Origin of the sequence: Xinfangfangia pollutisoli (assembly GCF_020179405.1) — a bacterium.
In the GTDB taxonomy this organism is placed as follows: Bacteria; Pseudomonadota; Alphaproteobacteria; order Rhodobacterales; family Rhodobacteraceae; genus Pseudogemmobacter; species Pseudogemmobacter pollutisoli.
The window spans coordinates 2,356-20,642 of the sequence record NZ_JAICBZ010000019.1 but is presented as its reverse complement, the minus strand read 5'-3'; the positions used below and the strand labels follow the sequence as shown (position 1 = coordinate 20,642).

14 protein-coding genes and 1 pseudogene are annotated in these 18,287 nt (G+C 69.7%); 8 read left to right on the top strand and 7 right to left on the bottom strand.

Annotation, left to right across the window (positions count from 1 at the left end; translation table 11 throughout):
* The first annotated feature begins 131 nt into the window (after window positions 1-131).
* Window positions 132-1,736 carry a flavin-containing monooxygenase gene (locus tag K1Y73_RS08255; protein ID WP_225027801.1) on the top strand — a complete coding sequence of 535 codons (1,605 nt, stop codon included), beginning with the start codon at window positions 132-134 and terminating at the stop codon, window positions 1,734-1,736.
* A 115-nt stretch (window positions 1,737-1,851) separates the two neighbouring features.
* On the opposite strand, the gene K1Y73_RS08250 is transcribed toward K1Y73_RS08255, so the two are convergent.
* From K1Y73_RS08250 to K1Y73_RS08240, 3 genes are all read right to left on the bottom strand, one after another.
* Window positions 1,852-2,736, bottom strand: coding sequence for a helix-turn-helix domain-containing protein (locus K1Y73_RS08250; protein WP_225027800.1), 885 nt, complete (start codon window positions 2,734-2,736; stop codon window positions 1,852-1,854).
* Window positions 2,737-2,818: 82 nt separating this feature from the next.
* Window positions 2,819-4,012 carry a serine hydrolase domain-containing protein gene (locus K1Y73_RS08245; RefSeq protein WP_225027799.1) on the bottom strand — a complete coding sequence of 398 codons (1,194 nt, stop codon included), beginning with the start codon at window positions 4,010-4,012 and terminating at the stop codon, window positions 2,819-2,821.
* A gap of 102 nt (window positions 4,013-4,114) precedes the next feature.
* Window positions 4,115-5,131, bottom strand: coding sequence for an AraC family transcriptional regulator (locus K1Y73_RS08240; RefSeq protein WP_225027798.1), 1,017 nt, complete (start codon window positions 5,129-5,131; stop codon window positions 4,115-4,117).
* Between the two features lie 202 nt (window positions 5,132-5,333).
* On the opposite strand from K1Y73_RS08240, the gene K1Y73_RS08235 reads away from it, so the two are divergent.
* A complete protein-coding gene (locus K1Y73_RS08235) occupies window positions 5,334-8,072 on the top strand; it encodes a PAS domain S-box protein (RefSeq protein ID WP_225027796.1) in 2,739 nt (912 codons plus the stop codon).
* Between the two features lie 46 nt (window positions 8,073-8,118).
* Here the strand turns inward: K1Y73_RS08235 and K1Y73_RS08230 are convergent, their stop codons facing one another.
* Window positions 8,119-8,331: a SlyX family protein gene (locus K1Y73_RS08230; protein WP_225027795.1), complete on the bottom strand. Its 213-nt coding sequence runs from the start codon at window positions 8,329-8,331 to the stop codon at window positions 8,119-8,121.
* A gap of 71 nt (window positions 8,332-8,402) precedes the next feature.
* Between K1Y73_RS08230 and hisS the strand changes: the two genes are divergently transcribed.
* The 3 genes from hisS to hisG are packed head-to-tail and all read left to right on the top strand — an operon-like array spanning window position 8,403 to window position 11,700.
* Entirely contained in the window at window positions 8,403-9,884 is a 1,482-nt protein-coding gene (gene hisS, locus K1Y73_RS08225; RefSeq protein ID WP_225027794.1) for a histidine--tRNA ligase, read from the top strand.
* The gene (locus tag K1Y73_RS08220; protein ID WP_225027793.1) at window positions 9,881-11,002 is read left to right on the top strand and encodes an ATP phosphoribosyltransferase regulatory subunit; all 1,122 of its coding nucleotides are present in this window, start codon (window positions 9,881-9,883) and stop codon (window positions 11,000-11,002) included. Before hisS ends, K1Y73_RS08220 begins: the two co-directional genes overlap by 4 nt.
* Window positions 10,996-11,700, top strand: a complete 705-nt coding sequence (gene hisG / locus K1Y73_RS08215; protein ID WP_225027792.1) for an ATP phosphoribosyltransferase — start codon at window positions 10,996-10,998, stop codon at window positions 11,698-11,700. Before K1Y73_RS08220 ends, hisG begins: the two co-directional genes overlap by 7 nt.
* Here hisG and K1Y73_RS08210 read toward each other — a convergent pair.
* From K1Y73_RS08210 to K1Y73_RS08200, 3 genes are all read right to left on the bottom strand, one after another.
* The gene (locus tag K1Y73_RS08210) at window positions 11,697-12,572 is read right to left on the bottom strand and encodes a DMT family transporter (RefSeq protein WP_225027791.1); all 876 of its coding nucleotides are present in this window, start codon (window positions 12,570-12,572) and stop codon (window positions 11,697-11,699) included. The two genes, hisG and K1Y73_RS08210, sit on opposite strands and share 4 nt — an antisense overlap.
* A 55-nt stretch (window positions 12,573-12,627) precedes the next feature.
* A complete protein-coding gene (locus tag K1Y73_RS08205; protein WP_318248229.1) occupies window positions 12,628-13,218 on the bottom strand; it encodes a DUF2087 domain-containing protein in 591 nt (196 codons plus the stop codon).
* 204 nt (window positions 13,219-13,422) lie between these two features.
* Complete coding sequence (locus K1Y73_RS08200) at window positions 13,423-14,763, bottom strand: formimidoylglutamate deiminase (RefSeq protein WP_225027790.1); 1,341 nt, start codon at window positions 14,761-14,763, stop codon at window positions 13,423-13,425.
* Between the two features lie 68 nt (window positions 14,764-14,831).
* On the opposite strand from K1Y73_RS08200, the gene hutI reads away from it, so the two are divergent.
* From hutI to K1Y73_RS08185, 3 genes and pseudogenes are all read left to right on the top strand, one after another.
* Window positions 14,832-16,007, top strand: a complete 1,176-nt coding sequence (hutI, locus tag K1Y73_RS08195; protein ID WP_225027789.1) for an imidazolonepropionase — start codon at window positions 14,832-14,834, stop codon at window positions 16,005-16,007.
* Window positions 16,007-17,536 (top strand): histidine ammonia-lyase, encoded by a 1,530-nt coding sequence (gene hutH / locus K1Y73_RS08190; protein WP_404819073.1) that lies wholly within the window; start codon window positions 16,007-16,009, stop codon window positions 17,534-17,536. Before hutI ends, hutH begins: the two co-directional genes overlap by 1 nt.
* A gap of 18 nt (window positions 17,537-17,554) precedes the next feature.
* Window positions 17,555-18,287: pseudogene (locus tag K1Y73_RS08185) on the top strand (urocanate hydratase); the annotation flags it as partial.

Sequence of the window (18,287 nt, the reverse complement as noted above, 5' to 3'; positions counted from 1 at the left end):
TTCAAAACTTCCGCCGCTGCGTTCAAGACCACGCGCGCCGCGGCTTCCTAGGCTTTCCCCCTGTCATCAGCCCGCGTGCCGGCGCCCTTGAGGAGGGGGGCAGGCAGGCGGGGACAATCAGGGAGGAAGGCATGACACGGAAACTGGACGCGCTGGTCATCGGCGCGGGCGTCGCGGGCCTGTACCAGCTGCATCAGCTGCGCGAAGACGGGCTTGAGGTTCTGGCGGTGGATACCGCCACGGGCGTGGGCGGAACCTGGTACTGGAACCGCTATCCCGGCGCCAAGTTCGACAGCGAAAGCTATATCTACCAGTATCTCTTCGACGAAGAGCTGTACAAGGACTGGACCTGGTCGGAACGCTTCCCCAGCCAGCCGGAAATCGAGCGCTGGCTGAATTATGTGGCAGACCGGCTGGACCTGAAGAAGGACATCCGCTTTTCCACCACCGTCACCTCGGCGCAGTTCAACGAAGAGACCGGCCGCTGGCTGGTGACGACCGACAAGGGCGAGAGTTTCGATACCCAGTTCCTCGTCGGCTGCACCGGCATGCTGTCGGCGCCCCTGGAAAACCGTTTCCCCGGCCAGGCCAGTTTCCGCGGCCAGATCGTCCATACCGGGCGCTACCCGAAGGGCGGGCTTGATCTGGAGGGCAAGCGCGTCGGCGTGATCGGCATCGGGGCGACCGGCATTCAGGTGATCCAGACCATCGCGCCTGTGGTGGGCGAGATGAAGGTCTTCATCCGCACCCCGCAATATGTGCTGCCGATGAAGAACCCGAAATACGGGCCGGCCGAAGAGCAATGGTACAAATCGCGCTTTGCCGAGCTGAAACAGAACCTGCCGCGCAGCTTTACCGGCTTCGAATATGACTTTCAGCACAAATGGGCCGATCTGACCCCCGACCAGCGCCGCGCCGTGCTGGAAGAGGTTCACGCCGACGGGTCGCTGAAGCTGTGGCTGGCCTCTTTCGCCGAGATGTTCTTCGACGAAGAGGTCAGCGCCGAGATCTCGGCCTTCGTGCGCGAGAAGATGGTGGCCCGGCTGAAGGACCCCAAGCTGATCGACATCCTGGTGCCCAAGGCCGGCGATTACGGTTTCGGCACCCATCGGGTGCCGCTGGAGATGAACTATCTCGAGGTCTATCTGAAGGACAATGTCGAGGCGGTGAACGTGCGCGACAATCCGATCGCCGAGATCGTCCCCGAAGGGGTGAAGCTGGCCGATGGCACCGTCTATCCGCTGGACGTGATCATCATGGCGGTGGGCTTCGATGCGGGCTCGGGCGCCTTGTCGCGGATCGACATCACCGGGCGCGACGGGATGAAGCTGCGCGACGAATGGGCGCGCGACATCCGTACCACGATGGGGATGCAGAAACACGGCTTCCCCAATCTGTTCATGACCGGCGCGCCGCTGGCGCCCTCGGCGGCCCTGTGCAACATGACCACCTGTCTGCAGCAGCAGACCGAATGGATCACCGATTGCATCGCGGCGCTGCGCCGGGCCAACAAGGCGGTGATCGAACCCACGGCCGAGGGCGAAGAGGCCTGGGTCCGCCATCATGACGAGACGGCGAATGCGACCCTGATCTCGAAGACCGATTCCTGGTATACCGGCTCGAACGTGGCTGGAAAGCCGCGGCGGGTGCTGTCCTATACCGGGGGCGTGGGCACCTACCGCGCGAAATGCGCGGAAGAGGCGGCGGCGGGCTATCCGGCCTTCGCGATGAGCTGAGCCTGCGCCTTTGCCCGGCGCTTCTGCCCGGCGACCGGAGGGGTTTTGCACCCCTCCGGACCTCCCCGCAGGATATTTGTGCAGAGAGGAAGGCCGCAGGCAGGGCAGGGAAGGGTTAAAGCGCCTGGCGGCGGAAGGCGGCCGGGGTCTGGCCGCAATGGGCGGCGAACTGGCGCGTCAGATGGGCCTGATCGGCAAAGCCGCATTCGGCCGCCACCGCCTTGATCGGCAGGCGGCCTTCGGCCAGCAGTCGCCGCGCCCGGTCCAGCCGGGCCGCCATGACATAGGCATGCGGCGGCAGGCCGAAGCTTTTGCGAAACAGGCGCGAGAACAGGCAGGGCATCAGGCCCAGCACCGCGCCCAGTGCCTTCAGGTCCAGCGCCTCGGCCAGATGGGTGGCGATGTATTCGGCGATCAGCCGCTCCTGGCGCGGGGTCAGGCCGCCGCGCGGCGCCGCTTCGGGCAGGCGGATCGCGGCATAGCGGCGCAGCAGATGCACGACCAGCGCGCGCGACAGCGCATCGACGTACAGCGCGCCGCCCAGGCCGCGGGTCTGCGCCTCGGTGGCGATCGCCTGCACCGCGCCCGCCATCACCGGATCCTCGGTGCGCAGCACATCGGCCAGCGTCACCTCGGTCACCCGGCAATCCATCACCTCGCTGGCGACTTCGGCCACCAAAGCGGCCGAGAGATAGACATGGGTCACCTCGATCTCGCGGTCCCAGCACCAGGCGGCCTGTTGCGCCCGCGTCAGCAGCGAGGTGGCGCCGGGCCCCAGCGTGTCGCGGGTCCAGCGGCCCTCAAAGCGGCGCTGCATCGCGGTCGAGCCGGCGCGATAGCTGACCAGCATGAAATCCCGCATCGCCGGCACGATCACGTCCTGGCCCCGATAGTGATAGGCGCGCAGCGCGACATTCTTCCAGCCCAGATCGTCGCTGGCCAGCAGCACGCGGCCCGGCACCCAGTCGGGCAGCTGTTCATAGGGGATCAATCCGCTCATCGCTCCTCCATCCTGCAGGGCAAGGGGGGTGGGCGGGGGGAAGAGGGCCCCCGCCCGGCGGTCGCGTGACGGGCGCCGAGGCTTAGGCCGCGCGGGCGGCGGTCATCGCCCGGTAGGTGGCGGTTTCGAAATCCAGATAGCCGCCGAACGAGACCGGATCGCCGAAGGGCAGGATCTGGGTCGCCCAATAGCCGCCGAAGCCGTTCTGCCGGTCGATCCAGTAGAAGCTGTTGGCCAGACCCGCCCAGCCGATGGCCCCCGCCGGCCGGCCGGTGGGCGCGGTTTCGGAATTGACCATGAACGTATAGGACCAGTCCTTGGCCAGACCGGGGAAGAACTCGGCATCGTTCGACAGCGACGGAATGACGCCCGGCAGCATGGTGACCTTCTGCGGCGGCACCAGCGCGCCCTTGACCGCCCAGTCGACGGTTTCGGCCCTCAGCACCCGGCCGCGCGGCCCGGCGCCGTCATTCAGCCACATGCGGATGAACTTCATGTATTCCGGGATGGTGGCGTAAAGCCCATGCCCGCCCATATCGACTTCCGGGTTGTCGGGCAGGGCGAAATCGTCCATCGCCGACAGGCTGCCATCGGGCATGCGGGCATGGATCACCGCCGAGCGCGCCTTCATCGCCGCCGTGCGGGTGAAGGCGATCTCGTCCATGCCCAGCGGGTCGAAGATGCGCTGCCGCATCACCTCGCCCAGGCGCTTGCCGCGGATGCCTTCGACCACCTGGCCGACCCAGTCGATATTGCTGCCATATTCCCAGCGCTCGCCGGGATCGAACAGCAGCGGCGTCTCGATCGCGGCGCGGCTGGCCGCGACGACCGAGGGCTGGCCGTGGTCTTCGGCCAGCCGCTTGTAGGTTTCCGAGAAGAAATCATAGCCGAAGCCCGCGGTGTGCAGCATCAGCATCCGGGTGGTGATGGCGCGTTTCGGCGCCCGCAGCTTCGGCGCGCCGGCGGCATCGAAGCCCTCGATCACCTGCAATTTGCCGATGGCCGGCGCATAGGTGCTGGCCGGGGCGTCCAGATCCAGAAGCCCCTCTTCCACGCATTGCAGCGCCGCGGTGCCGGCGATGGCCTTGGTGGTCGAGAAGATCGCAAAGACCGTGTCTTCCGTCATCGCCGCGCCGCCCAGCCGCCTTTCGCCCGCAGCCCCCGAATAGATGTCGCCCTTGCGGTCGGTGACCATCGCCACCACGCCCGGCACCCGCGATGCGCCCGCCGTGACGCCGCGCAGAACGGCGTCGCAGGCCGCTGTGAGATCCTTCATAGCATCCTCCCTGGATTTCCTTCTCCCAGGGGCGATGCTGGCGCCTTGCGGCGGCAGGGTCTGTACGGAACCGGCAAGGCCTGTCCGGAATCGGAAGCGAAGTCAATCGGGCCGGCCGCGGCGGCGGGTGCGGGTATGCGAGGGCAATTCGCCGAACCGGCGGCGATATTGCCCGGCCAGCGCGCCGAAATTCGAAAACCCCCAATCGGCGGCGATATCGGCCACCGTGCGCTCGGCCGGGGCGGTTTCCAGCTCGGCCTTCAGCCCTTCCAGCCGGCGCGCGGCCAGGAAGGCGCGCGGCGACAGGCCGCGAAAGCGCTGGAATCCGCCCGACAGGGTGCGGGCCGAGACGCCCACCCGCTGCGCCACCTCACCGATCGTCGGCGCCTCGCGCGCTTCGGCGGCCAGGATCTCTTCGGCCCGGCGCACGTAATGCGGCGCGGCGGCGCGGGCGCCATCCTCCAGCCGGATCCGCGCCGCCGCCGCCCATTCGCGCAACAGTTCCAGGCACAGGATTTCCTCAAGATGCCGGGCCAGCGCCCCATCCGGGCCGGGCGGCAGCGGGCCGGCCATCCGCCCCGCCACATAATCCAGAAGCTTCAGCCAGGGCGATTGCGGCCCGCCGATCTTGACCCGCTGGGTCCAGAGCGAATCGTCCGGCACGAAGCCGAACCAGCGTTCCGCGGTTTCCTCCATCACCTCATGCGGCACGGTCAGGTTCAGCTGCATGTGCTGGTCATTGCCCTCAAGCCAGTAATCCGTGCGCGAGCAATCGACGACGAAGCTTTCGCCGGCGCCGGTTGTTTCGGGCTCGGCCGCGGTCTGGTGGCGCAGCGCGCCGCGCAGCGTGTTCAACACCAGGATGCGCCCGGCGGCGGGGTCGAACTGATCCAGGAAGATCCCGGTTCCATAGGCAAAACGCGTCATCGTGACCCGTCCCACCCGGGCGGGGATCATCGTGGCATCGGGGCGCGCATGGCGATCAAGCGGACGGACGCGATAGGGCATGTAGACGGTGCGGCAGAAATCCTGCACCTCGTCCCAATCGGCCGAATGTGTGCGGCCGCCATGCCGGATCGGCCGTCCCGCCGCATCCAGAACGAGTGCCTCCTCCAGCATCTCGCACCTCCCTTTCGGCTTGGGCTTCCGGTTTTCTTCTGCGCTGCAGGTTAGCACGAATTCGCGCGATGCAAGCCCGATCGCCGCAGCCCGGGATCACACTTTGGTCGGGCCCGCCGGCCCGGCGCGGCAGAACGCGCGTTGACAGCATCGCTTGCGTCCCGCCACAGTCGGCCCAGGGGCGGCGCGGGAGGAGACCGGCATGAGCCTTGAGGCGTTCGGAATGGGCCAGGCGGTTCTGGATGCCTCGCTTGACGCGATCGTGGTCACCGATGCCACGGGCCGGGTGATCGAGTTCAACCCCGCGGCCGAGCGGCTGTTCGGGCACAGGCGCGCCGCGGCCCTGGGCCGGCGCATTGGCGAGCTGATCGTTCCGGGGCACCACAGGGCCGCGCATGAGGCCGGCATGGCGCGCTATGCGGCGGGCGAATCGTCGCGTGTCGTCGGCCACCGGATGGAGCTGGAGGCGTTGCATGCCGATGGCCATGTCTTCCCGGTGGAGCTGGCGATCGTCGAGGCCGAGGGCGAGGGCGGGCGGATCTTTGCCGCCAGCCTGCGCGACCTGACCGAACGCCGCGCGCAAGAGGCCGAGCTGCATGCCCGGCAGGAATTCCTGCGCGCCCTGGTCGATGACCAGAGCGATCTGGTGATCCGCTCGGACGCCGAGGGGCGGATCCTGTTCTGCAACGCCGAGGCCTGCCGCTTCTACGATCTTGCGCCCGAGGCGCTGATCGGCACCCTGTTCCCGCCGGGCGGCCCGGCCGAGGCGCAGGACGGGCTGCGGGCCGAGTTGCCGGCTTTGACGCCCGAGGCGCCGCTGCGCCGCCTTGTCGCCCGGCAGGCGATGGCCGATGGCACATTGCGCTGGCTGGACTGGTCCAACCGCGCGATCTTCGATGCCGCGGGGCGCCGGGCTGGCTATATCTCGGTCGGGCGCGACATCACGGCGGCGCGCGACCGGGCCGAGGCGCTGGAACGCGTCAGCCGGCAGAATGCGCTGTACCGGCGGATCTTCGAAGCCATGCCGGATGCGATCCATGCCAAGGATCTTGAGGGGCGGTTCATCGCGGCCAATGCCGCCATGGCCGCCAGTCTGGGCGCGCCCTCGGCCGAGGCGCTGATCGGGCGCAGCAAGGCCGATTTCCTGCCGCCCGAGATGGCGCGCAGCCTGGACGCGGCCGAGCAGGATTTCCTGGCCAGCGGCGACGAGGGCCGGATCCAGACCCTGCCGACGCTGCAAGCCGATGGGCGCGAAGGCTGGCAGCTGAGCCGCAAGACGCTGTTTCGCGACGAGGCCGGGCAGGTGATCGGCCTGATCGGCCACAGCCGCGACGTGACCGATCATGTCCGCGCCGAACGGGGGCTGGCGCAATCCGAGGCGCGGTTTGCGGCCTTCGTGGACAATGCCCCCGTCGCGATGTTCCTGAAGGACGGCGCCGGCCGATATCTTGTGCTGAATGTCGAGGCCTGCCGCGTGATCGGCCGCCCGCTGCATCAGGTCATCGGCCGGACCGTGCGCGAGGTAAGCGATGCGGCCGCGGCCGAGCGGATCATGGCCGCCGACCTGCAGGTGCTGGAAACCGGTCAGCCCCTGTCGACCACGGGCGAACTGGCCGCGCCGGGCTTGCCCTATCACTGGGCGATGACCATGCGCTTTCCCGTCGCCGCGCCCGATGGCAAAGGGCGCTGGATCGGCGGCTTCGCCATCGACCTGACCGCCCAGCGCGCGGCCGAACTGGATCTGGAACGCTCGCGCGAGGCGCTGCACCAGTCGGAAAAGCTGAATGCCATGGGCTCGCTTCTGGCCGGGGTGGCGCATGAGCTGAACAATCCGCTTGCCATCGTGGTGGCGCAGGCGGCACTGCTGGAAGAAGAGGCCCGCGGCGGCCCCTTGGGGCTGCGGGCCGAAAAGATCCGCGCGGCAGGCGAACGCTGCGGGCGGATCGCCAAGACCTTCCTCGGCCTTGCGCGCCGCCGCCCGACCGAGACGCGCCGCGCCAGCCTGAACGACATGGCGCGGGCGGCCGTCGATCTGATGGGCTATTCGCTGCACACATCCGGCATGACGGTGGATCTGCAGCTGGACCCGGACCTGCCCGAGATCGAGGGCGATGCCGATCTGCTGGCCCAGGTGGTGCTGAATCTTGTGGTCAATGCCCAGCAGGCCATGGATGGGCGGCCGGGCCCGCGGGTGATCCGCGTCGTGACCCGCGCCAGCAGCCAGGGCGTGGGCGGGGCCGCGGTGATCGAGGTTGCCGACAGCGGCCCCGGCGTGCCCGAGGCGATCCGCTCGCGCATTTTCGAGCCCTTCTTCACCACCAAGCCGCAGGGCGGCGGCTCGGGCGTGGGCCTGTCTTTCTGCCTGAACGTGGTCACCGCGCATCAGGGCCTGCTGGAACTTGTCGCCCCGGATCAGGCGCTGGGCGGGGCGCTGGGCCCGGCTCTGGGTGGGGCGATCTTCCGCGTCACCCTGCCCGCGGCGGTCGAGCGGCCGGCGGCGCCGCAGCCCGCGCCCGACACCGGCCCCGCTGCCGGCTCTGGCCTGGCGGGCCCGGGCGCCGGGCGGCGGCCGCGCGCGCTGGTCGTCGATGACGAACCGGGCCTGGTCGAGGTTCTGGCCGAATTGCTGGAGGACGAGGGCTATGCGACCGAGACCGCCCTGTCCGTGGCCGAGGCGCAGGCGCGGATCCGGCAGAACCCCGATCTGGCGCTGATCTTCAGCGATCTGCGCATGCCGCAGCTGGACGGTCCGGCCTTCTACGCCTGGCTTTCGGCCGAATATCCGTCCCTGCTGCGGCGACTGGCCTTTGTCACCGGCGACGCGCTGGGCGCGGCGGCGGCAGGCTTTCTGTCGCGGGTCGACCGGCCCTGCCTGGAAAAACCCTTCTGCCGCGAAAGCCTGGCGCGGGTTCTGGCGGAAATGGAAGCCGGCGCGATCTGAGCCTTCGGCCCCACGGAGCCGGCCCGCCGACCCGTCCTGCCGCGCCTTACCAGTGCGGCGGCCGCACATTGGCCGCGGGCGCTTCGCCCTGCAGCGCCTCATCCTCGGCCGCGCGTTCCATCAGCATCCGCACCCGCCGCTCCAGCACCTCGATCTCGCGCGCCTGGCGGGCGGCCACATCCGACAGATCCTCGACCGCGCGCATCAGATGCGCGAGCTTTTCCTCAAGACTGTCGATCCGATCCCGGTCCCGATCCATCTTCGCCCCCGCTTGCCGTGCCCGCCCCCAGGGGCTACAGGAACGGCCGAGCGATGCAAGGGGCTTTCCCGATGTCCGACACCAAGATCCGCCGCCCGAAGGCCGAACCGCCGAAGGGCTTCCGCGATTACCTCGGCGCCGAGGTGACCGAGCGCAAATCCATGCTGGATGCGATCTCGGCCGTCTATCATCGCTACGGCTTCGATCCGCTGGAAACCTCGGCGGTGGAAACGGTCGAGGCGCTGGGCAAGTTCCTGCCCGATGTCGACCGCCCGAATGAAGGTGTCTTCGCCTGGCAGGAAGAGGATAAGGACTGGCTGGCGCTGCGCTATGACCTGACGGCGCCGCTGGCCCGGGTCGCCGCGCAATATCGCAATGATCTGCCCGCCCCCTATCGCCGCTATGCGATGGGCCCGGTCTGGCGCAACGAAAAGCCGGGGCCGGGGCGGTTCCGGCAGTTCTACCAATGCGATGCCGATACGGTCGGCGCGCCTTCGGTCGCGGCCGATGCGGAAATCTGCGCCATGCTGGCCGATGTTTTCGAAACCCTGGGCCTGGCCGGCGACTATGTGATCAAGGTCAACAACCGCAAGGTCCTGAACGGGGTGATGGAGGTCGCGGGCGTCCTGGACCCCGCCGATCCCGCCCGTTTCGCCGAGGAACGCGGCATCGTCCTGCGCGCCATCGACAAGATCGACCGGCTGGGCGAGGACGGGGTGCGCGCGCTGCTGGGCGCGGGGCGCAAGGACGAGTCGGGCGATTTCACCAAGGGCGCGGGGCTGTCGGAAGCGCAGGCCGAAGTGGTGATGGGCTTCGTCTCGGCCAAGCGCGCCACCGGCCCGGAAACCGTGGCCCGGCTGCGCGACCTGATCGGGGCCTCGGCGCTGGGCGCCGAAGGCGTGGACGAGCTGGAAACCATCGCCGACCTTCTGGCCGCGCAGGGCTATGGCCCCGACCGGATCCAGATCGACCCCGGCGTCGTCCGCGGCCTGGGCTATTACACCGGCCCGGTCTTCGAGGCCGAACTGACCTTCCAGGTCACCGACGAAAAGGGCCGTCCGCGCAATTTCGGCTCGGTCGCGGGGGGCGGGCGCTATGACGATCTGGTCAAGCGCTTCACCGGCCAGTCCGTGCCGGCCACCGGCATCTCGATCGGCGTCGACCGGCTGCTGGCCGCCCTGCGGGCCAAGGGCCGCAGCACGGCCGATACGGCGGGCCCGGTGGTCGTGACGGTGATGGACCGGGACCGGATGGCCGATTACATGGCCATGGCGGCCGAACTGCGCCAGGCCGGCATCCGGGCCGAGGTCTATCTGGGCAATCCGAAGAACTTCGGCAACCAGTTGAAATATGCCGACAAGCGCCAGTCTCCGGTCGCGGTGATCCAGGGCGGGAACGAAGCCGCCGCGGGCACGGTGATCCTGAAGGATCTGGTCCTGGGCGCCAAGATCGCCGAAAGCGCCACGCTTGAGGAATGGAAGGACCGCCCCGCCCAGGTCGAGGTGCCGCGCGCCGATCTGCTGGCCGCCGTGCGAAAGATGCTGGCGCAATGACCGAAGCCGCGACCCGCGCCCTTGAAAAGGCGGCCGTCCGGGCCGAGGCCGAACGGCTGTTCGCGGCCTTCCTGGCCGCTGGGGCGGTGCCGGTCGAGGCCGATATCCTGCAACCGGCCGAGACCCTGCTGGATCTTTACGGCGAAGACATCCGCGCCCGCGCCTATGTGACCGCCGATCCGCTGAATGGCGAAATGATGCTGCGGCCGGATTTCACCGTGCCGGTGGTGCAGCAGCATATGTCGGGCGGGGCGGAACCCGCGCGTTATGCCTATCTGGGCGAGGTGTTCCGGCGCCAGGAACATCTGGACGGCCGGGCCCGCGAATATCTGCAAGTGGGGTATGAGGTCTTCGACCGCGACGCGCCCCAGGCCGATGCCGAGGTCTTCGCGCTGTTCCACGGCCTTTTGGCCGATCTGAACCTGCGCCCCGCCACTGGCGATATCGGCATTCTGATGGCTGCGGTGAAGGGGCTGACCACGACCGACCGTCGCAAGGCCGCCCTTCTGCGCCACATCTGGCGCCCCCGCCGCTTCAAGGCGCTGCTCGATCGGTTCTCGGGCCGCGCGCCCCTGCCCGAAGCGCGGGCCCGCCTTCTGGACCGTCTGGCGGCCGATGCGCCCGAGGCGCTGGTCGCCGCGGCCGGCCCGCTTGTGGGCCTGCGCGGGCCCGAGGATATCGCCGACCGGGCCCAGGCCTTGCTGGAAGACGCCAAGGCCCCGCCCCTGGCCGCGCCCGAAGCCGCGATGCTGTATGATCTTCTGGCGCTGGAGGCGCCCGCGCGCGCGGCGCTGGACCATCTGCGCGGCATCACGCCGCTTCTGCCCGCCATCGCCCCCGCGGTCGAAACCTTTGCCATCCGGCTGGACGCCTTGCAGGCGCGCGGCATCGACACGGCCGCGCTGCCCTTCGAGGCCAGCCATGGCCGTACCACGCTGGAATATTACGACGGCTTCGTCTTCACCCTGCAGGCCGCCGATCCGGCGCTGCCGCCGGTGGCCTCGGGCGGGCGCTATGACGCGCTGACCGCGGTGCTGGGGCAGGGAAGGTCGATCCCCGCCGTGGGCGGCATCCTGCGGCCCGGGCTGGTGGCCGAATTGCGGGGGGCGGCATGCTGAAGATCGGGGTGCCGTCCAAGGGCCGGCTGATGGAGAAGACCTTCGACTGGTTCGGGGCGCGCGGCGTGACGCTGCGGCTGTCGGGCGCCGAGCGGGAATATTCCGGCGCGGTCGACGGGGTCGAGGGGGTGGAACTGGTGCTGCTGAGCGCGGGCGAAATCCCGCGCGAACTGGCCGCCGGGCGCATCCATCTGGGGGTGACCGGCAGCGATCTGGTGCGCGACAAGCTGGCCGACTGGGACCGGCAGGTCGCCGAATGGGCGGCTTTGGGCTTCGGCCATGCCGATCTGATCATCGCCGTGCCCGCGGCGTGGATCGATGTCGATACGCTGGACGATCTGGATGCCGCCGCCGCGGCCTTCCGCGCGGCCCATGGCCACCGCCTGCGCATCGCCACCAAATACCACCGCCTGGTGCGCGATTTCCTGACCGAGCAGGGCGTGGCCGATTATGCGCTGGTCGACAGCCAGGGTGCCACCGAGGGCACGGTCAAGAACCTGACCGCCGAGGCGATCGCCGACATCACCTCGACGGGCGAGACCCTGCGGGCGAACCATCTGAAGATCCTGTCGGACGGGCTGATCCACCGCTCGCAGGCCACGCTGTTCGCTGCGCGCCAGGCCGATTGGGGCAAGGCGGAACGGGCGGCGCTGGGGACGCTGGCCGCGCGGCTGGGCCTTGCGGTGCCGGCGCTTTAGCGCCGCGCCACCAGCGCCACGCCCGCCGCGGCCAGGCCCATGCCGGCCCAGGTCAGGGGCGGCACCGCCTCGCCCAGCAGCGGCCAGGCGATCAGCGCCGACAAAGGCGGCACCAGATAGAACAGCGAGGCCACGCGCGACACCTGTCCGCGCCGGATCATCGCCAAGAGAAGGCTCATCGCCAGCAGCGAATTGCCAAGCACCAGATAGGCCATGGCGCCCAGAAAGCCCGGGGTCCAGGCGATGGCCGTCTCCTCGGTCAGCAGGGCGGCCGGCAGGCAGAAGGCCAGGGCGGCGGCATATTGCACCAGATTGACCGCCACCGGATGGCCGCCGCCGCCCGACCGCTTTTCGTAAAGCGTGCCGAAGGTGATGCCCAGAAGCGCCACCGCCGCGCAGGCCAGGCCGAACGGGCTTTCGATCGAGACCGAGGCCCGGCCCAGCACCGCCAGCACCGCGCCGCCAAGCCCCAGCACCAGCCCCGCCCAGGCGCGCCGGCCGATCCGCTCGCCCGACCAGTGCGGGGCCAGAAGGGCGGTCAGGATCGGTTGCAGGCAGACGATGACGGCGACCGTCCCGGCCGAGGCCCCGGCCTTGAAGGCCACATAGCACAGGCCGAAATAGACGACCTGGATCAGCACCCCCACCACGGCCACATCGACCAGCGCCCGCCCGCGCGGAAAGGCCGGCCGCAGCACCAGCGCCAGGGGCAGCAGCACCAGCAGCGTCAGCCCGTAGCGCAGCGCCAGCACGGTCAGCGGCTGGGCATGGGCCAGCGCGATCTTGGCCACCGAAAAGCCGGCCGACCACAGGATCAGGAAGATGACGGGGGCGGCAAGGATCCAGCCGGGGCGGGGCGACAGCGCAGACATGCCGCGACCCTGCGCCAGGTGCCGCGGTCAGGGAAAGGCCGGTGGCGCGCTGGTGCTATCTTCGGCCCGCGTCTGGACGCATCGCCGCCGCCGGGGCCAGGCGCGCCAGATGGCGGATCAGCGCCCGCGCTTCGGGCGGGGGCCTGCGTTCGACCCTGGCGTAATCGGTGCAATCCGCGGCGCGGCGCAGCAGGCCCAGCATCACCATGTCGCGGCGCAACAGGGCTGCATCGCCGAAGCCGTGCAGCGCATTCAGCGCGGCGCTGATCTGCCGCTCGGTCAGCCCGCCGCCCGGCGCCAGTCGCGCCCAAAGCGCCCAGAGACACAGGACCTGCACCGCGCGCCGCGCCGGCCAGCGCGCCAGCCGGCCCGTTGCGTCGAACAGGCCCAGGGCGCGGGCGATCAGCGCATGGTCGATGGCCGCGTCATCCTCTGGCGCGGCGGCGATCCGGGCCTGCAGCCGGGCCGAGGCGCTGGTGCTGGCGCGCAGGTGCTGCAGGTTCCGATAGCCGCTGGCGCGGGCCAGCATGTTCATCAGGCTTTGATGCGCGGGCGGCGCCGCGGTCTCGGCCAGTTGCCGCGCCAGGGCGCGGGTGAAGGCGGAAAGATCTGCCACCGGCAGGGGGATCGTGTCGCGGGTCATCATCGGTCATCCCTTGCGGCCCTGAAGGCGTCGCGGGCCGCTGACTTGGCGAGACGGGCCGGGGGGAAGGAACCGGAGCATCGCGACGAAGGGCAGGTTCAGCTTGCCCTTGCGGACACAGCGGCGCCTTGGTGAACTGCCGACCGGGCGCAGATCTAGCATATCGCGCGCCGCCGCGCAAAGCCCAGGTGCCGCGTGGGGCGGGGATCAGGCCTGCACGGCCTCGACCGCGCGGCGGAAGCCCGCGACCACCCGGTCGCGATCGCGATGCCGCCCGCCGCTGACGCATTCCACCCCGCCGGCCCAGACCGAGCCCACGGCAACGCCGCGCCCGAAAAGCCAGCGGTCCAGCCACCGATCGCCCTGCGGGGCAGGCCCGGTGTCATCCCGCAGCGCCACCAGATCGGCCGGCGCGCCGGGTGCGATTTCCGCCGCCGGTGCGGCCAGCGCCTGCGCGCCGCCCGCCAGCGCGCCACGGATCAGCGCGCCGCCGGTCGACCCCGGGCCGCCCGCCAGAACATTGCGCTGCCGCAGGGTCAGGCGCTGGCCATATTCCAGCACCTGCAATTCCCCGGCCAGCGCGACGCGCACATTGCTGTCGGTGCCGATGCCGAAACGCCCGCCCTCGGCCAGGAAGTCCGGCGCGGGGAACAGCCCGTCGCCCAGGTTCGCCTCGGTCACCGGGCACAGGCCCGCCACGGCGCCCGAGGCCGCCAGGCCCTGCCGTTCGGCCTGGGTCAGATGGGTTGCGTGGATCAGGCACCAGCGCGCATCGACGGGCTGGGTCGCCAGCAGCCGTTCGACCGGCCGCTGGCCATGGGCCTTCAGGCAATCCTCGACCTCGCGCAGCTGCTCGGCCACATGGATATGCACCGGGCCGGTCGGGCGGGCGGCCAGCAGGGCGGCGATTTCATCGCCCGTCGCGGCGCGCAGGGAATGCGGGGCGAAGCCCAGCCGATCCAGGGGGCGGGTCATCTGCCGGTCCAGCGAGTCGAGCAGCCGCAGGAAAGCCTCGGGCGCGTGGATGAACCGGCGCTGGCCGGGGGCGGGCGGGGCACCGCCGAAATCGGCATGGGCGTAGAAGACCGGAAGATGGGTCAGGTGCAGGCCGGTGGCCTGGGCGGCGGCCAGGATGCGCAGGCTCATCTCGGCGGGGTCGGCATAGGTGGCGCCATCGGGCGCGTGGTGCAGATAGTGAAACTCGCCGACCCGGGTGAAGCCCGCCTCCAGCATTTCCACATAGGCCAGTTCGGCGATGGCCTGCATCTGGTCGGGGGTCAGCGCCAGGGCGAAGCGATACATCACCTCGCGCCAGGTCCAGAAACTGTCGGCGCTGTCGCCGCGCGTCTCGGCCAGGCCCGCCATGCCGCGCTGGAAGGCGTGGGAATGCAGGTTGGCCATGCCGGGGATCAGCGCCTGAACCCGGGTCGCGCCCGAGGGCGCCGCCCCGGTCTGAACCTGCGCGATCGCGGCGCCATCAAACTGCACCGCCACGTCGCGCGCCCAGCCCCCGGGCAGCAGCGCCCAATCCGCGAAAATCGTTTTCATGAAATCTGTCTTCCCCGCTGCCGCTTTTCATGTATATACATATTAAAACGAGTCGGGGAAGGGCCAAGATGCACAGCGAGACCTGGGTTCTGACCAATGCGCGGCTTGCCGATGGCGCGATGGCCGAGCTGCGTCTTGAAGCCGGGCGGATCGCGTCGATCGGCGCCTCGGTCCCGCAGCAGGGTGCCCGGCTGCACGATTGCGGCGGCCGGCTGCTGACCCCGGCGCTGATCGACTGCCACACCCATCTGGTCTATGCCGGCAATCGCGCCCGCGAGTTCGAGATGCGGCTGAACGGCGCCAGCTATGCCGAGATCGCGGCGGCGGGCGGCGGGATCGTCTCGACGATGCGGGCGGTGCGCGAAGCCTCGGTCGAGGATCTGGTGGCAGGAAGCCTGCCCCGCCTTGATGCGCTGCTGGCCGAGGGCGTGGGCACGGTGGAAATCAAGTCGGGCTATGGCCTGTCGGTCGAGGCCGAGCTGAACATGCTGCGCGCGGCGCGGGCCCTGGCGCGCCTGCGCAAGGTGCGGATCAGGACCACATGGCTGGCCGCCCATGCCCTGCCGCCGGAATACCGGCATGACCGGGCGGGCTATATCGACAATGTGGTGTTGGCGGGGCTGGAGGTGGCCCATGCCGAGGGGCTGGTCGATGCGGTCGACGGGTTCTGCGAGCATCTGGCCTTCACCCCTGCCGAAATCGCCCGGGTTTTCGACCGCGCCCAGGCGCTGGGCCTGCCGGTCAAGCTGCATGCCGAGCAATTGTCGCATCAGGGCGGCGCGGCACTGGTGGCGGCGCGTGGCGGGTTGTCGGCCGATCATCTGGAACATGCGACCGAAGCCGATGCACAGGCGATGGCGGCGGCGGGCACCGTGGCGGTGATCCTGCCCGGCGCCTTCTACATGCTGCGCGAGACGCAACTGCCGCCCATCGCGGCCTTCCGCGCGGCGGGGTGTTCCATGGCGGTTTCGACCGATGCCAACCCGGGCACGTCGCCGATGACCTCGCTTCTGATGGCGATGAACATGGCGGCGGTGCTGTTCGGGCTGACCGTGGCGGAATGCCTAGCGGGCACAACCGGGGCCGCGGCGAAGGCGCTGGGCCTGCAAGGCGAAACCGGGGCGCTGGTGCCGGGCCTTAGCGCCGATCTGGCGCTGTGGGATGTGGAAACGCCGGCCGAGCTGGTGAACCCGATCGGGTTCAACCCGCTGCGCAAGCGCTGGTTCAAGGGGGAAATGGTCTGATGCAGCTGGTTCCGGGCAAGGCCACCTTGGCCGATCTTGAGGCGGTCTATCGGCAGGGGCTGGCGGTGACGCTGCATCCTGCGGCGCAGGCGGGCATCGACCGGGCGCGGGCGGTGATCGCGCGGGTCGCGGCGGGCGATGCGCCGGTCTATGGCGTCAACACGGGCTTCGGCAAGCTGGCCTCGATCCGCATCGCGCGCGACGACGTGGCCACTCTGCAAAGGAACCTGATCCTGTCGCATTGCTGCGGCGTGGGCGACCCTTTGCCGCTGGATGTCGTGCGGCTGGTGATGACGCTGAAGCTTCTGTCGCTGGGCCGGGGGGCTTCCGGCGTGCGGCCCGAGGTGGTGGCGCTGCTGGAAGGCATGCTGGCCAGGGGCGTGATGCCGGTGATCCCGGAAAAGGGCTCGGTCGGGGCCTCGGGCGATCTGGCGCCGCTGGCGCATATGACGGCGGTGATGCTGGGGCAGGGCGAGGCCTTCCTGAACGGCGCGCGCATGGCCGGCGCCGAGGCGCTGGCGCAGGCCGGGCTGTCCCCGGTGGCGCTGGAGGCGAAGGAAGGGCTGGCGCTGATCAACGGCACCCAGGTTTCCACCGCGCTGGCGCTGGCGGGCCTGTTCCGGGCGCAGCGGGCGCTGCAGGCGGCGGTGGTGACGGGCGCGCTGTCGACCGATGCCGCCATGGGCTCGACCGCGCCCTTCACCGAGGAAATCCACACTTTGCGCGGCCATCAGGGCCAGATCGACGTGGCGGCCAGCCTGCGGGCGCTGCTGGATGGGTCCGGCATCCGCGCCTCGCATCAGGAAGGCGATGAACGGGTGCAGGATCCCTATTGCCTGCGCTGCCAGCCGCAGGTGGACGGCGCCTGTCTGGACGTGCTGCGCCAGGCCGCGCGGACGCTGGAGATCGAGGCCAATGCCGCGACCGACAACCCGCTGGTCCTGTCGGATGGCGAAGTGGTCTCGGGCGGGAATTTCCATGCCGAACCCGTGGCACTGGCCGCTGACATGATCGCGCTGGCGGTGGCCGAGATCGGCAGCATCGCGCAGCGGCGGGTGGCCCTGCTGGTCGACCCGGCGCTGAGCTACGGGCTGCCGGGCTTCCTGACGCCGAAGCCGGGGCTGAATTCCGGCCTGATGATCGCCGAAGTCACCACGGCCGCCTTGATGAGTGAAAACCGCCAGCTGGCCCATCCGGCCAGCGTCGACAGCACGCCCACCAGCGCGAACCAGGAAGACCATGTGTCCATGGCCTGCCATGGCGCGCGGCGGCTGTTGCCGATGACGCAGAACCTGTTCTGGATCCTGGGCGTCGAGGCGATGATGGGCGCGCAGGGGGTGGAAATGCGGGGGCCCTTGGAAACCTCGGCCCGGCTGCGGGCCGCGAAAGATGCGATCCGGGCCCGGATCGCGCCCCTGGTCGAGGACCGTTTCATGGCGGGCGACATGGAGGCCGCGGGCGCCCTGATCGCCGAAGGCGCGCTGACTGACGCGGTCGGCATCGACATTCTGCCGGGCCTTTCGGCCTGAGCCACAGGAGGATTTGCAATGACCCAGACCCCCCGCCACAACCTGCGCGACGTCTATCCGCCCACCGGGACCGAGATCACCGCCAAAAGCTGGCTGACCGAGGCGCCGATGCGCATGCTGATGAACAACCTGCACCCGGACGTGGCCGAGAACCCGCATGAGCTGGTGGTCTATGGCGGCATCGGTCGGGCCGCGCGGACATGGGAGGATTTCGACCGCATCGTCGCGGCGCTGAAGACGCTTGAGGCGGATGAGACTCTGGTCGTGCAATCGGGCCGCCCGGTCGCCGTGGTGCGCACCCATGCGGATGCGCCGCGCGTGCTGATCGCCAATTCCAATCTGGTGCCGCATTGGGCGAACTGGCAGCATTTCAACGAGTTGGACCGCAAGGGTCTGATGATGTACGGCCAGATGACGGCCGGGTCCTGGATCTATATTGGCACCCAGGGCATCGTGCAGGGCACTTATGAGACCTTCGCCGAGGCGGGGCGCCAGCATTACGGCGGCAGCCTGAAGGGCCGCTGGATCCTGACCGGGGGCCTGGGCGGCATGGGCGGCGCGCAGCCCTTGGCCGCTGTCATGGCGGGCGCCTGCTGTCTGGCGGTCGAGGTGGACGAGACCCGCATCGATTTCCGCCTGCGCACCCGCTATCTGGACGCCAAGGCGCATACGCTGGACGAGGCGCTGGCGCTGATCGCCGATTGGACGGCCAAGGGCGAGGCGAAATCGGTGGGCCTTCTGGGCAATGCGG